At 63.1% G+C, this 12,936-nt stretch carries 13 protein-coding genes and 1 riboswitch; of the genes, 6 read left to right on the plus strand and 7 right to left on the minus strand.

From position 1 onward, the window contains the following. The first annotated feature begins 31 nt into the window (after positions 1-31). The gene (locus tag AB4068_RS07635; protein ID WP_441433068.1) at positions 32-634 is read left to right on the plus strand and encodes an arsenate reductase/protein-tyrosine-phosphatase family protein; all 603 of its coding nucleotides are present in this window, start codon (positions 32-34) and stop codon (positions 632-634) included. On the opposite strand, the gene galU is transcribed toward AB4068_RS07635, so the two are convergent. Together galU and AB4068_RS07645 are read right to left on the minus strand one after the other, a co-directional pair. After that, on the minus strand, positions 631-1,521 hold the full coding sequence (gene galU / locus AB4068_RS07640) for a UTP--glucose-1-phosphate uridylyltransferase GalU (protein WP_441433069.1): 891 nt from the start codon (positions 1,519-1,521) through the stop codon (positions 631-633). The two genes, AB4068_RS07635 and galU, sit on opposite strands and share 4 nt — an antisense overlap. Before the next feature lie 76 nt (positions 1,522-1,597). Beyond that, complete coding sequence (locus AB4068_RS07645; RefSeq protein WP_306959111.1) at positions 1,598-2,074, minus strand: carboxymuconolactone decarboxylase family protein; 477 nt, start codon at positions 2,072-2,074, stop codon at positions 1,598-1,600. 93 nt (positions 2,075-2,167) lie between these two features. Between AB4068_RS07645 and AB4068_RS07650 the strand changes: the two genes are divergently transcribed. The 3 genes from AB4068_RS07650 to AB4068_RS07660 all read left to right on the plus strand — a co-directional run bounded on the left by AB4068_RS07650 (position 2,168) and on the right by AB4068_RS07660 (position 5,354). Further along, complete coding sequence (locus AB4068_RS07650) at positions 2,168-2,995, plus strand: MurR/RpiR family transcriptional regulator (protein ID WP_441433070.1); 828 nt, start codon at positions 2,168-2,170, stop codon at positions 2,993-2,995. Positions 2,996-3,182: 187 nt separating this feature from the next. After that, complete coding sequence (locus tag AB4068_RS07655; RefSeq protein ID WP_441433071.1) at positions 3,183-4,544, plus strand: cation:dicarboxylate symporter family transporter; 1,362 nt, start codon at positions 3,183-3,185, stop codon at positions 4,542-4,544. Then, entirely contained in the window at positions 4,545-5,354 is an 810-nt protein-coding gene (locus AB4068_RS07660; protein ID WP_441433072.1) for a bifunctional allantoicase/(S)-ureidoglycine aminohydrolase, read from the plus strand. 42 nt (positions 5,355-5,396) lie between these two features. Here AB4068_RS07660 and AB4068_RS07665 read toward each other — a convergent pair whose 3' ends face one another. Continuing rightward, entirely contained in the window at positions 5,397-6,689 is a 1,293-nt protein-coding gene (locus AB4068_RS07665) for an LCP family protein (protein ID WP_441433073.1), read from the minus strand. Positions 6,690-6,912: 223 nt separating this feature from the next. Continuing rightward, entirely contained in the window at positions 6,913-8,592 is a 1,680-nt protein-coding gene (locus AB4068_RS07670; RefSeq protein ID WP_441433074.1) for an NRAMP family divalent metal transporter, read from the minus strand. 264 nt (positions 8,593-8,856) lie between these two features. Further along, positions 8,857-9,031: riboswitch (M-box (ykoK) riboswitch) on the minus strand. Between the two features lie 47 nt (positions 9,032-9,078). On the opposite strand from AB4068_RS07670, the gene AB4068_RS07675 reads away from it, so the two are divergent. Next, a complete protein-coding gene (locus AB4068_RS07675) occupies positions 9,079-9,438 on the plus strand; it encodes an ArsR/SmtB family transcription factor (protein WP_059389577.1) in 360 nt (119 codons plus the stop codon). A gap of 52 nt (positions 9,439-9,490) precedes the next feature. Here AB4068_RS07675 and AB4068_RS07680 read toward each other — a convergent pair whose 3' ends face one another. The 3 genes from AB4068_RS07680 to AB4068_RS07690 are packed head-to-tail and all read right to left on the minus strand — an operon-like array spanning position 9,491 to position 11,906. After that, on the minus strand, positions 9,491-10,174 hold the full coding sequence (locus AB4068_RS07680) for a hypothetical protein (protein WP_441433075.1): 684 nt from the start codon (positions 10,172-10,174) through the stop codon (positions 9,491-9,493). After that, positions 10,171-10,980, minus strand: coding sequence for an ABC transporter permease (locus AB4068_RS07685; protein ID WP_441433076.1), 810 nt, complete (start codon positions 10,978-10,980; stop codon positions 10,171-10,173). The genes AB4068_RS07680 and AB4068_RS07685 overlap by 4 nt, the downstream gene beginning before the upstream one ends. Next, positions 10,977-11,906, minus strand: a complete 930-nt coding sequence (locus tag AB4068_RS07690) for an ATP-binding cassette domain-containing protein (protein WP_441433077.1) — start codon at positions 11,904-11,906, stop codon at positions 10,977-10,979. Before AB4068_RS07690 ends, AB4068_RS07685 begins: the two co-directional genes overlap by 4 nt. Before the next feature lie 38 nt (positions 11,907-11,944). Between AB4068_RS07690 and AB4068_RS07695 the strand changes: the two genes are divergently transcribed. Then, positions 11,945-12,448 (plus strand): DUF2127 domain-containing protein, encoded by a 504-nt coding sequence (locus AB4068_RS07695; protein ID WP_441433078.1) that lies wholly within the window; start codon positions 11,945-11,947, stop codon positions 12,446-12,448. Positions 12,449-12,936: the final 488 nt, after the last annotated feature.

The raw sequence follows: 12,936 nt of genomic DNA on the forward strand, positions 1-12,936 counted from the left end.
ACGCCTGCCAGCTAGTGAAAGAGCTACACCTTTGGAATCGCCCCAACCCGTACGGATCCTGACCGTCTGCACCGGCAACATCTGCCGCTCCCCCGTAGCCGAACGATTGCTTCAGGCAGGCCTGGACCAGGTTCTTCCCGGCGGCTTCGAAGTCCGCAGCGCCGGCACCCGCGCCATGGTGGGCAGCCCCATCCAACCGCTGTCAGCGGACATTATCCGCACATATGGCGGCACCCCCGATGACTTTGCCGCGCGCCAGCTCACCTCAAAAATCCTGAGGGAATCGGACCTGGTACTCACCATGGCGTCCCACCATCGCGGTGAAGTGTTGCAGATGGACGCATCCCTGCTCAAACGGACGTTCACCATCCGCGAGTTCGCACGGATGGTGACGGCCCTTGAAGAACGAGGCGACGCGCCGCCGTCGGGCTCTGACTACACCCAACTATGGCGAGAACTGCCGGCACGGGCATCCTCCGTCCGCCACCTCGTCCTCGCGGCAAAATCCTCGGGCAACGACGTCGCGGACCCCTACAAACAAGGCGCCGAGGCGTACCTGCGGATGGAAGACGAGCTGGCCCCGGCCATCCTCAGGATTCTGCGCTACGCGCGTCTAAGCATGCAGCCGTCCTAGCCCAGGAAGCCCTTCATCCAGGTTTTGAGGTCTTCACCGAACTCGGCGCGCTCGGACGCCAGGGTGATGACGGCCTTCAAGTAGCTGAGTTTGTCCCCGGTATCGTAGCGACGTCCGCGGAAGACTACCCCGTAAACACCCGCGCCTTCGCCGTCGCCCATTGCGAGGGTCTGAAGCGCGTCGGTCAGCTGGATCTCGCCGCCCCGCCCCGGCCCGGTCTCTTCAAGGACATCGAACACGGCCGGGTGAAGGACATAGCGCCCGATGACAGCCAGGTTCGATGGCGCTTCATCAACGGAAGGCTTCTCCACAAGGCTGTTGACCCGGACGTAGTCCTCCCCCGCGATCGCGGTAATGTCAGCGCAGCCATACGCGCTGATCTGCGACGGTTCGACTTCGATGAGAGCGATCACCGAGCCGCCGGTCTTCGCTTGGACATCGATCATGGTTGAGAGCAGCTCCTCGCTCTCGTCAATCAGGTCGTCACCCAGAAGCACAGCAAAAGGTTCGTCACCTACGTGCTGCTTGGCGCACAACACGGCATGGCCCAAGCCCTTCGGCTCGCCCTGCCGCACATAGTGTATTGGTCCAAGCCCGGAGGCATGCTGCACGGCGTCCAAGCGAGCTTCGTCGCCTTTCAGCTCCAGAGAGCGTTCAAGATCAGGTGCGCGATCGAAGTGGTCTTCAAGGGCGCGCTTGTTGCGGCCTGTAATCATCAGCACGTCGCTGAGGCCCGCCTTCACGGCCTCCTCAACCACGTATTGGATGGCCGGTTGATCCACCACCGGCAACATTTCCTTCGGCATCGCCTTGGTGGCAGGCAAGAAACGCGTGCCCAATCCGGCTGCCGGAATAACTGCTTTACGAACTAATCTCCCCATAGACATAGGCAAATCCTACGAATGGATTATCGGAAGCACGAATCCTGAGGGCAAGATTGCGACATTTCCGGCCAAGAAGTCGCTAGCTCCGGGCCTTGCGCACCGGGTGCTCGCTCAGGATAGACAGGCGGTTGAAGGCGTTGATGCCGATGCACGCCATGCACAGCACGCTGATCTGCTCCTCGGTGTAGACCTTCCGCGCGCGGGAGAACAGCTCGGCCGTGGGACGGGCACTGCTCATGCGCGTGATCTGTTCGGCAAGCTCCAGCGCCACCTGCTCGGCCTCATCGAAAAGGCCCACCTCGCCATGCACGGACACCAAGGAAAGCCGCTGCTCAGTCTCCCCATAGCCGATGGCGCGGCGGTGATGGAGATCCAGGCAAAAGGCACAGCCGTTGATCTGCGAAGCGCGGTAGTTCAACAACTCCAGTGTGCGGCGCGGGATCCCGGTCCTGTCTGCCTCGGCAGTCACCTTACCCGCGTAGTCGGACAGCGCCTGATAAAGCCCGGGCTGTTGCTTGTCCAGGTAGCCCGCGAGTCGCGGTGTATTTTCGCTCATTCGCCGAGCCTATCGGAGAGATAAACCCGGCAAAGACCACACAAAGAAAGAAACGGCTGTGGGAACAGCGCGGGGTCGTGAGACGGTTGTTTCATGAGGATCGATGAGCGAATCGAACAGCATTATCCGGCGCTTGGCCCGCAGGAACAGCTCGCGGCAGACACTATCCTGAACCACTTGGGTGATCTCGCCGTCTACAACGCGGCCGAACTGGCGCGCCTGAGCGGTGTCTCCAAGGCAACCGTGAGCCGCTTGTTTCGCCGGCTCGGCTTTGCCGATTTCAATGAGGTCAAGGAGCACACCAGGGCACTGCGGTCCAGCGGTGTGCCGCTCGCCACCAGGGAGTCCGACGGCGGTCTGCCGACCCACGCGGCACTGGAACAGCGGAACCTTCAGCGTCTGTTCGAGTCCATTGACGAAACACGGCTGGGCGAGGTGGCCAATCTGCTTGCGGGAGCCCGGAAGGTACTGCTCATCGGCTTCCGAAACAGCTTCCCCCTCGCGCTCCATTTGCGGCAACAGTTCCTCCAATGCCGCGACGGCGTCGGGCTGGCCCCGCAGCCAGGCCAAAGCGTGGGCGAAGAACTCGCGGGGCTCGGTCCTGCCGATGCTGTGGTGCTGCTGGGTTTCCGCCGCCGTCCAGAATCCTTCCCAAACGTCCTCAAAGCAGCTGCCGGAACAGGTGCATCCACCATCCTGATTGGCGATGCCAGCGGGCGCCGGATGGCCGGCGACGCCAAGGTGTGGATCGAGTGTCCCGTGGAAGGCGCTGGAGCCTTCGACAGTTATGCTGCGCCCATGAGCCTCCTGAGCGTCCTGGCCAACGCGGTACTTTCGGCCGTGGGAAGACCAGGGACCAAACGCATCAGTGAAATCACAGGCCTTTTCGACTCGCTCGGAGAGGTTGAAAGGCTTCGGTAGATCCGACTCTCAGACGGTGAGGAACCGTCCTCAGACCAGCGGTCTGCGCACCTTTTGAAACAGATGTTTCAAGGTTCCGATAGTTTAATACATTCGTTTCAGGCCGGAAACAATGCTCCCCTACGTTGGAGGGGTCCCTTGAATTTCGGCCGCGGACCTCTGGTTCCGCATGAGGATTGGCTTCGCCATGAAACTCGACATCTATGCTGCGCAGGCAGCCGCCATCAAGAAACCGCTGTACAAGTCCCTGTTCTTCCAGATCTTCGTCGCCGTCGTCGCGGGCATCCTGATCGGGTATCTTTGGCCGTCGATCGGGGCAGGACTACGCCCGCTCGGTGACGGGTTCATCCAGCTCATCAAGATGATCATCGCGCCGCTGATCTTCCTGGTGATCGTCACAGGGATCGCGGCAGTTGGCGATGTCAAAGCCGTGGGCCGAGTGGGAGTCAAAGCGCTCTTGTATTTCACCGGGGCCACGTTGTTTGCCCTGGCCTTCGGCCTCGTGGTGGCCAACATCGTCCAGCCCGGTGCGGGGCTCAACATCGACCCGAGCACCCTAAGCCAGGACGCCCTGAAGGCTAAGACCGGCACCGCTCCGCCCAGCGACGCCGGACAATTCATCCTTGGCATCATCCCAACGAGCGTGATCGGCGCCTTCGCCAGCAACAACCTCCTCCAGGTCCTGTGCTTCTCTGTCTTCTTCGGCGCGGCCATAGTGGTGATCGGCAAGGACCGCTGTGCCCCTGTCATGAAGGTCCTGGACACCATCCTGGAGGTCTTCTTCAAGATCATGGGCTGGGTGATGCGCCTGGCCCCGATCGGCGCCTTCGGTGCCATGGCGTTCATCATTGGCCAGTATGGACTGAGCACATTGGGCACCTATGCCCTGCTCATCGTGGCCTGCTACGGTGCAGCGATCGTGTTCATTGGCCTGCTGTTCGTGATCGCCTGGGGCCTGGTCCGGGTCCCGTTGTGGCAGTTCATCAAGTACACGCGCGAGGAGTTCCTCCTGGCTCTGGGCACCGCGTCCACTGAGTCGGTCCTGCCGCGGATCATGACCAAGCTGACGGACGCCGGCTGTTCCCGCTCCACCGCCGGCTTGGTAGTCCCCACCGGCTACTCCTTCAATCTGGACGGTGCGGCCATCTACCTGTCGATCTCGCTCTTGTTCCTTGCCCAGGCCTTCGGCCACCACCTTGATCTCGGGCAGCAACTGGCCGCCCTAGGCATCCTGATGCTCACCTCAAAGGGCATGGCAGGCGTCCCGGGTTCGGCCTTCCTGGCACTCTCCGCGACGGCGGGCGCATTGGGGATCTTCCCTGTGGCCGGCGTCGCTCTCCTGCTCGGAGCCGACCGCCTCATGGACTCCATGCGCGTCGTCGTGAACCTGCTGGGCAACTGCGTTGCGACGTTCGTCGTCGCCAAGTGGGAGGGGCAGTTCGATCGTGAAGCCATGCTCCGTGCCTTCAGCGGAGACAAGCCCGCAGCTGGAGGCGGCCCGATCAATGCCGGGAACCTTGCCGTGCAGGCTGCAGGGACGCGCAGTTAGATGGCCAATTCATTTCACCCCGAAGGCGCCATTCCACAAGCCCAGCTCCCAAAGGACCGGGCCCTGGTCAAGGACGCCTATACCGTCATACCCAAGGGCGTCCTTAAAGACACAGTCACCAGCAATCTCCCCGGCTGGGAGAACACGCGGTCTTGGATCATCGCACGCCCCATCGAAGGTTTCGCGACACGGTTTTCCCAGCTGATCGTCGAGGTGGGACCCGGCGGCGGTTCGCGGAAGCCCGAGCCGGAAGCCGCCGTCGAAGGGGTCCTCTTCCTGACAAGGGGATGGCTTACCCTGACGCTGGACGGTGAACTGCATATCTTGGAGGAAGGCAGCTACGCGTATGTCGCCGCCGGGGCCGACTGGTCCGTAAGGAACGATTCGGACGGCATCGCAAATTTCCACTGGATCCGTAAGGCCTACGAACCGGCGGATGGCTACACGGCCACGTCCTTTGTGACCCGCGATCAGGATGTGGAGCCCAGCCAGATGCAAGGTACCAACGGCAGCTGGGCCACGACTCGATTCGTGGATCCCGACGACCTCGCGCATGACATGCACGTGAACATCGTGACCTTCGAGCCTGGCACTTCCATCCCGTTCGCTGGAACACCAGCCATGGAACATGGGTTGTTCGTCCTCGAAGGCAATGGCGTCTATCTGCTCAACGACGACTGGGTGAAGGTCGAAGCCGGTGACTTCATGTGGCTGCGCGCCTTCTGCCCGCAGGTCTGCTACGCAGGAGGCCCGGGCAAGTTCCGTTACCTGCTCTACACCGATGCAAATCGCCAGATCCGTCTCAGATAAGCGTCCGGGTGGTCATAGTGCCTTGACATAACGACCACTCCGCTACTTCACGCAGGCGATCGCCCCGCCTTGCAGGGCGCCGGTGGAGTCCGCGTAGACGTTGCTTGCGGGCGCCGACGGAGTGGCTGGTGCTGCAGCTCCTGAGGCGGGTGGCGCTTCGGGTGCGGGTGCCGCCGGCGAGGTGGTCGCCGCCGTCGGGGTCGCCGTCGTCGTCGGTGCGGGAGCCGGCGGGACCGGGGTGAGGAGTTCCTTGACGGTGGCCTGGACCTGCTTGACGTCCACCGTGTTGATGGAGGCGCCATCCGGGGAGGTGCCGAAGCCCGTGATCGGCAGGGTGGAGAAGGAGATGTTGCCCCCGGTCAGGGACGTTGCCTGCTGGGCAAGCTGGATCAGGTTCAAGTCCGAATCCACCACGATGTTCTTGCTCACCGCATCCAGGACACCCTGCATTTTCCCGATGTCGGTGAAGGTCCCGGCGTCCTTGAGCTGGCGCGAGACCGAGGCTATGAAGGCCTGCTGCCGGCGTTCGCGGTCCAGGTCCGAGAAGAGGTACGTCGGGTCCGTGGTGTCCCGGCGCTGCCGCACGAAGGCCATGGCCTGTTTGGCGTCGATCTGCTGCATGCCCGCCTTGAAGTCGGCCCCGGAGAAGGTGTCCTGGGTGGCCCGGTTGACGCACACGGTGATGGGCGCGATGGCCTGGGCCGTCTGGTAGAACGCGGCCATTGTGACCTCGAGGAAGTGGTCGATGTGCACGCTGCCCAGGAACTTGGTCACGGTGGCGATTTCGGCCTTGCGTCCGGCGTCGCGCGCCGCCTGGTAAGTGGCGTCGTCGTCGGGCTTTCCCGCGTTGATCAGAGAGGTCTTCTCTGCCGCGAAACCGTAACCGTACGCCTCCTTGATCTTGGCTTTGAACGGGCCGCTTCCGGGGATGCCGTCCACCTGGACGTAGTCATCCCGGGGAATCGAGATTCCTGCGGCTTTGGAACCGTCCGCGGGGATGTGGATGAGCATCAGGACGTTCGAGTTGTAGCCGCCGATATTCTCATCCCCCGCGTGCAGCGCGTCATACATCTCCGGCGGAAGAGGCTTGCCCTTCTCGTCAACCCTGGTATCCAGGCCCATGATCAGGATGTTCGTGTCCTGGCTGAGCTTCGGCACCGCCTGGGGCTGCGTCTTCAGGTCATTGAGGACATCCGATCGGTGGACCTTGTTGTTCACCGCAACCGCCGTCGCGCCCACATACGTGACCACGACGGCGGCCGCCAGGGCCACGGTCGCAGCGACCGCCGTCGTCGAGATCAGGAGGACGGACTTGCGCCGGGACTTGTGGCGCATATGGCGAGGGCCTTGAGAGCTTGCCTCCCCGCCGGGTGATCCGGCATGCGTTCCGCCGCGTCTCCCGGCGCGTCTTCCGCCGCGCAGGCGGTGGGGCCCATCATTCATGGAATTCTCCTGTCCCCGCCGCGGTTGGCGCGGTGGCTGGGTCCGCGGCGGGACCAGCGGGTAAGCAGATTGTAATCGGACATCCAAGGAATGGACTCGATGACGCGGGAAACCATCAGGCGCCAAGGGCGAGCTGGACCACCCGGACGATCACCAGGATCATCGCGATCAGCAAATACGCGCGCAGAACCGTCAGGCCAATCCGGTGCCCGGTGGACAGCTTGGGGGCGGTGAGCAGGGCAATCGGCGGCATGCGCCAGGTGGACCGCTGAGACCGGTCCACTGCATCCGGGCCCTGCACTGCGGGATGGATTCCGCGGTACACCAGGAACACAACCCCCGCGACGGCGGAGACGGCGCCACCCCCGATGAGGATGCCCAGAATGGCGTCCGAGCCCATGTCCGGGAACAACACCTCGGCGGTCAGGACCAAGGAGAGGATGACGAGGACCGCGATCACGGCCGAGGTGAAGAAGTTCATGAACCGCCCGTTCACCCACGGTCCCAGCACTTGCTTGTCATTGCAGAGCAGCAGCAGGAACACCGTGGCCGAGGGAAGCAGGACCCCCGCCAAAACCTGGACCCCCACCGTGAGCAGGCCCAAAGGGCTGCCCGGGATCAGGACCACAATGGCCGAGAGGAGCAGGACTCCGGCGAACACGGCGTAGAAGCCTTTGGCGTCGGACACTTTCCGGTGCAGGGAGTGCTTGAGCCCCAGGACGTCCCCGAGGGCATACGAGGTGGAAAGCCCGACGGCGGCCGCGCCGATGATCGAGGCATCGATCAGTGCCAGCGCAAAGAGGACGCCAGCGACCTTTCCGACGTGCTGTTCGAGCCCGACGGCGACACCGCCGGCGTCCGTGAAGTTGCCGAACTCCGGGGTGCCGGCAAACGTCGCCGCAGTGAAGGAAATAATCGCTGCCGCACCCACGATCACGATGGTGATTCCCAGCCAGAGATCGGCCTTCTCGTACTTCAGGAAGCGGGGAGTGATGCGCTTGTCGATGATGTACGACTGCTGAAAGAACAACTGCCACGGCGCCACGGTGGTTCCAACGATCCCGATGATCAGCAAAGTCACCGTGGACAGATCCGCGCCTTTGGGCATGCCGGGCACCACGAAGTCGTGGGCGACTTGTCCGACGTCGGGATGGACCATGAAGATGATCGGCACCAGCAGCAGCGACCCGGCCACCAGGGTCAGGCAGACACGCTCGAACCGCTTGAAGGAACCTGTGCTCGCAGCACCTACGATCACCGCGGTGGCCAGGAGGATTCCCGGGATCTTGGGGATGCCCAGGTAGTCCAAGCCCAGGCTGATGCCGATGAATTCCGTGACGATGGTCAGGGCGTTGAGGATGAAAAGGTCGATGACGCTGAACGCGCCCCAGAACTTGCCGAAGCGCTCGAGGATCAGCCGGGCATGTCCGACGCCGGAGACGACCCCCAGGCGCAGCACCATTTCCTGGTTCACGTACAACACGGGGACCAGCAGGAGCAGAGTCCAGAGCAGCGACGTTCCGTAGTTCTGACCGGCCTCGGTGTAGGTGCCGAACGCGCCGGCGTCATTGTCGCCGACCATGACGATCAGCCCGGGTCCGATGATCGCCAACAGGGTCTTCAGGCGCGCTTTGATACCCGAGCGCGGCTTGTCGTCATTGACGCGGATGGTGCCGAACGCACCCTTGATGTCGCCGATGTGGGCGGTGTCCAGGGCTGCGGATGGCGCTAGCAGGGTCTTGGTTTCGGTCATGATGTACCGGCCTTCTGCCCGGAAACGGGCATAAAAAGTCATGGAAAAGCCTCGCCCTGGGCGCGTGGCATGGGCGGGCGTTGTTGCGTTGTGTAAAAAGGGGGGCACGTTGCGTGCCGAGTGGATCAGGCTCTCGCTGGATCAGGCCCGGCGTGCCGGACGGAATCAGCGCAGTGTTTCAGGAGCCTGAAGCAGAATCCGGAAAACGGGACGGGAGACTGGGTTTATGACCATCGTTCATGATGGAACCGTCACCTCCTGCTGCCGTTGGACGCGCCGCGGGGAGGGCGGGCATAGAGACCCGCACATGCCCCTCCTCGTAAGACCTTTGGCACTTCGCGGCGTGAACCCGGACTGTGTCCAGGAGCCAATCGGGACCACCCCTTAATGCCGGGGCGGCCTGTCCTGACCCGGGGCGTCTCTCGACGTTGGGGGTCGCTGGCATGTTTCCGCGAAGGAGCCTCAGCTAACGAACGGCACCTTGCTCACTATATATACCTCATTTTATCCGTATGAAACAATATAAGCATGGATGCAGATAACGCTGTGTGCGGCCGGGAGCCGGATAGCCAGTACGTCGAGCTCGCCGTCGAGGTCTTTGCGATGCTCGCCGACGCCACCCGGATCCGCATCATTCTTGCGCTGCGCGACGGCGAATTGCCGGTCAACCAGCTGGCGGAGCTGATCCAGAAATCCCAGGCATCCGTGTCCCAGCATCTGGCCAAGCTGCGCCTCGGCCGCGTTGTCACCACACGGCAAGCCGGAACCCGGGTGTACTACCGCCTCGCGAACGAACATGTCCGGCAACTTGTCACAGACGCGATCTTCCAGGCCGAGCATTCCCTCGAGGGAACACCCCGCCACCACCACGCCGACATCACTGACTAGGTGTGAGCGGGCGGCCCGCAAGGGCGAGCGCCACCGCCGTCGTGGTTTAGTCCTAGCGGCGCTTGAGCATCACCGCGACCGCTGTCCCGATGCACACCGCGACGGCGAGGACCCCAGGCCCGGTCGCGGCCTGACCGCGCCACCCCTCCCATGGTGCGGCCGTCGGCAGAAGCAGCACCCCGGCGATCGCGGCCAGCACCAGCACCGCAATGTTGACTGCCAGCCGCATCCGGCGTCCCCCGGGCTCCGGTTTCCCGCGCTTCTGCTGGATGGTGCGGCGCCGCCAGTCGTCGGCTATGAGCCCAGGTACCCGCCTCACGTACGCGAAGACGTGCACTGCGAGGGTGCCGAGCCAGAACAGGAAACTGACAACGTGCACCCGGATCAGGATCTCGGGGGCCGGGCCGGTGATGGCCAAGGCGATACCGCTGCCAATCAGCACCAGCGTTGAGACGACGAGCAGCGGAGCTGTCAGGCGCAGAAGCAGCCTTGGCGGACCCTTGCGGCGGTAGGCGGGATCCCGCGTGTAGTAGCGAATGAATCGCCACCCGGTGCTGGCCGTCTTGGCCACCACCGGGCCGGCCAGCAGCACGCCAATGAAGAAGTGCGCCACGATCAGGCTGCCCAGTGTCGGAACGGTGGCGATCTCCGCCAGCGACAGAATCAGCACCACGGCCCCCGTCAGGGCGGTGAGGCGCTCGTTGCCGACGACGCCGGAGGCCGCCCTCTCTGTCACGCTTTGACGTCCTGGCGGGGGAACACGACGGCGGTCACCACAACGAAGCCGACAATCCACAGGAGCGCTGCACCTACGGCTGCCGGATAACCTTGGAGAGGGGTCGGGCCAACCAAGGGCACGGTGGTCCCCACGATGGTGTTGAACACCCGGCCCGGGAACCACTGGCTGACCTGCGGCAATACCACCGCGATGATGCCTTCGACCACCAGGATGTAGGCCAGGCCGATCCCGACGCCGGCCGCGACCGAACGCGTGAGTACCGCGATGACCATGCCCAGGGCGCTCACGCCGACGAGGCACAGCACCTCATTGCCCAAGAAGGCCAGGAAGACCTGCAACCCCTCCGGAGAGGTCCAGGCGGCCGTCTGAATCCCTTGGCCTTGAGCAGCGACAAGGATGAACGTGCCGCTGACAAGCAGGGTGAGCAGCATCGAGAGCAGCACAAAAAGTACCAGCCCCAGCATTTTGCCTGCCAACCAGCGCAGGCGGCGCGGCTCACAGACCAATAGGTTGCGCAGCGTCCCTTGCGACCATTCCGCGGCGAGATTGGCTGTCACCATCACCAGCGCGATGGCAATGATCACGGAGCGGGCCTGGCCAATGATCGAGATCAATCCCTGGGGTGTGGGGAACGCGGCAATCAGGCCGGTCATCTCCCGGCCGGTGGCTCCGGATGCGATCTGGTGGAACGTCAGATAAGCAATAAAGGTGCTCACCACCAGCATCGCCCCCGCGACCGCCAAAACACTCCAGCGGCGGAACTTGAGCACTTCGCTGCGAAACGCACGGATCACGGAAATCATGAGCGGTCTCCTTTCAGCAAAGCCAGGAACAGTTGCTCCAGGCTGGCTTCCCTCACTCGGATGGTCAGATCCGGCGCGCCGGCGTCCCTGGCCTGCCGGTTCAAGGTCTCGGCAAAACCGGCAGAACAGGCGACGCGCAAGGCCTGATCCTCCCGCGTGACCGTATAACCGGCCTCGCCCGCGATCCGGGCCACCAGATCCAACTGGACCGAGTCCTGGGCTTCGACCACTACCTCGACGCGTTCGGCGAACAGCTCCCGTGCCGGTCCGCAGAACAGGGCCTTCCCTTGATTGAGCATGATCAGCCAGTCGGTGAGCTGTTCCAACTCGCCGAGCAAGTGACTGCTGAGGAGGATGGTTTTCCCCTGGCCGGCCAAACGGCGCAGCATCTCGCGCATCTCGATGATGCCGAGGGGATCAAGGCCATTGGCTGGCTCGTCGAGAATGAGGAGCTCCGGATCGGGCAGCAGGGCCATCGCCACCCCAAGGCGTTGCTTCATGCCCAGTGAATACGTTCCTACCCGGTCACGGGCCCGATCGGAGAGTCCCACCACTTCCAGCAGTTCGCTCACGCGGGAACCGGGATGGCCTCCAAGACGGGCGAGCACCTCCAGATTTGTCCGCCCGGAAAGGCCCGGATAGAACGCCGGCGCTTCCACCAGTGCCCCGACGCGCGGCAGGTACCGCTCGAATTCAGTGAGCGAGTGGCCCAGAACCGTGGCGCTGCCCGCATCCGCCCGCACCAGGCCCAAGAGCAGGCGAAGGGTGGTGGTCTTGCCTGCCCCATTGGGGCCAATAAACCCTGCGATGGCTCCCTGAGGCACGCGCATGGTCAAGCCGTCGACGGCGGTATGCCTGCCAAAGTGCTTGCTCAGGCCATGTGTTTCAATCGCGTAAGCTCCTGCGGGATCAGAAGAGAGGGGCATAAGAAAGAATGTATCTTGAGGTAGCGGAGGGAAGTGTGATGGAAACGAAACCAGCTGAAACAACCCTGCTCGACCGGACATTTCGCGTGAGCCTCATCCTGAAGGGCCTGGATGGCGTCCTGGAACTGATCGGCGGCGTTCTTCTTTTGCTGGTGACGCCTCAACAAATCGGTGATCTGGTCCATTTCCTCACCCAGCACGAACTCGCCCAGGATCCGCACGACTTCCTGGCGAACAGCCTGGTGCACCTGAGCTCCAACCTCTCAGGGTCCGCGACGCTGTTCGGCGCGATCTACCTACTGCTCCACGGCTTGGTCAAGATCGTCCTCGTCTGGGCCGTCCTGAAGGACAAACTCTGGGCCTACCCGTGGATGATCGCGTTCCTGTTGGTCTTCATCGTTTACCAGGGCTACCGGATCGTCGTGGCCTTCTCCTGGGGCCTTGTCCTTTTGACAGCCTTCGACATCTTCATCGTCTGGATCACCGCCCGTGAGTACCGGCTGCACCGGGCACGGAATCGACAGCACTCCCCTACGGCTTAGCAGGGCGAGTGAGGGCACCTGCTCGCTTTTTTGTCACCGCCGGTTCGTGGGCGCGGGCCCAGCGCTAGGTACCGGAACGCAGCGGTGGGACCTCCCCCACGATTTCAACAGACCAGGGCTTGCTGCGAGGAGCCTGCTACCCCTTAAAGACCGGCGCCCGCTTCTCTTGGAACGCCCGGAAACCTTCGGCGTAGTCCTCGGTTTGCACAGCCGGGCCTACTCGAATCGCGACGCTAAAGACGAGCATCGGCAAAGTAGTCCGCGCCCTCCGCGAGCACTCCCAGCGAATTGGCCGAGATCCCCACAACGAGCAACCCGGCCTCCAGCACCAGGTTCAAGTTCGACCTTCGGGCTCCGCTGAGGGGGTTCGATACACAACGCGGACATCTGCGGTCCCGAAAAAGTTTTACTAATTTTCCTGGTTTTCGGTGAGGAAGCGGTTTCCTGGGCCCTAAATTGTCAGACCCCCCTGGAATGCTTTGGTTATG

Origin of the sequence: Arthrobacter sp. 2RAF22, from assembly GCF_052115325.1 — a bacterium.
In the GTDB taxonomy this organism is placed as follows: domain Bacteria; phylum Actinomycetota; class Actinomycetes; order Actinomycetales; family Micrococcaceae; genus Arthrobacter.

Bases quoted from the DNA above. Each gene is read 5' to 3' on its own strand.
- galU (WP_441433069.1), bottom strand. From the start codon at position 1,521: ATGTCTATGGGGAGATTAGTTCGTAAAGCAGTTATTCCGGCAGCCGGA.
- AB4068_RS07645 (WP_306959111.1), bottom strand. From the start codon at position 2,074: ATGAGCGAAAATACACCGCGACTCGCGGGCTACCTGGACAAGCAACAG.
- AB4068_RS07650 (WP_441433070.1), top strand. From the start codon at position 2,168: ATGAGGATCGATGAGCGAATCGAACAGCATTATCCGGCGCTTGGCCCG.
- AB4068_RS07655 (WP_441433071.1), top strand. From the start codon at position 3,183: ATGAAACTCGACATCTATGCTGCGCAGGCAGCCGCCATCAAGAAACCG.
- AB4068_RS07660 (WP_441433072.1), top strand. From the start codon at position 4,545: ATGGCCAATTCATTTCACCCCGAAGGCGCCATTCCACAAGCCCAGCTC.
- AB4068_RS07665 (WP_441433073.1), bottom strand. From the start codon at position 6,689: ATGCGCCACAAGTCCCGGCGCAAGTCCGTCCTCCTGATCTCGACGACG.
- AB4068_RS07670 (WP_441433074.1), bottom strand. From the start codon at position 8,592: ATGACTTTTTATGCCCGTTTCCGGGCAGAAGGCCGGTACATCATGACC.
- AB4068_RS07675 (WP_059389577.1), top strand. From the start codon at position 9,079: ATGGATGCAGATAACGCTGTGTGCGGCCGGGAGCCGGATAGCCAGTAC.
- AB4068_RS07685 (WP_441433076.1), bottom strand. From the start codon at position 10,980: ATGATTTCCGTGATCCGTGCGTTTCGCAGCGAAGTGCTCAAGTTCCGC.
- AB4068_RS07690 (WP_441433077.1), bottom strand. From the start codon at position 11,906: ATGCCCCTCTCTTCTGATCCCGCAGGAGCTTACGCGATTGAAACACAT.
- AB4068_RS07695 (WP_441433078.1), top strand. From the start codon at position 11,945: ATGGAAACGAAACCAGCTGAAACAACCCTGCTCGACCGGACATTTCGC.